This window comes from Blautia sp. AF19-1 (genome assembly GCF_003479155.1).
Classification (GTDB): Bacteria; Bacillota; Clostridia; order Lachnospirales; family Lachnospiraceae; genus Fusicatenibacter; species Fusicatenibacter saccharivorans.
In genome coordinates, this window is sequence record NZ_QUGQ01000062.1 from 1 (window position 1) to 527 (window position 527).

The window sequence follows — 527 nt, forward strand, 5'->3', positions numbered from 1 at the left end:
CCAGCACCCAGAGCGATAACGAGAGTCTGAAGAACGGTAATTGCCTGTTCAAAAAATGCCATAAATAATATTAGCCGGAATCATTTGAATGATTAGTTAGGTTTGTTTCATAAGCGCACAAAAGCCGGAACAATCTGCCCTCGATATATGAGAGCCTGATCCCGGCTGTCCTCCTTTTTCATTATTTTGTTGATGATTGCCCGCTTTGTACGCCAATGGCCTCAACAGAGGCAGTTGCGGCAAATAGATACGATCACTCCTTTCTCAGCGGAACCGTATTACACGCCCTCCGTGTCTACTTCATATACATCGCAGACCTCATCAGGCTTGAGTTTTAGTCTGGCAGACAAAAATGCTTCAATATCAAAGGTATTTCGCTTGTCTGCATCAGCTGTGTATTTGAAATTAGGGTGTCTGGTAATGTCATACTTGTCTGAAAGAAACGGACGCACACCGCGCAACTGCAAGATGCACTTGCCGCCATCCATAACTGCCAGCTCGTCCTGGCTCATCAGCTCTTTGCCACA

1 pseudogene is annotated in these 527 nt (G+C 45.7%); it reads right to left on the reverse strand.

The features are described 5' to 3' along the window. Nucleotides 1-278: 278 nt before the first annotated feature. Nucleotides 279-527: pseudogene (locus DWX26_RS16630) on the reverse strand (VirD4-like conjugal transfer protein, CD1115 family); the annotation flags it as partial.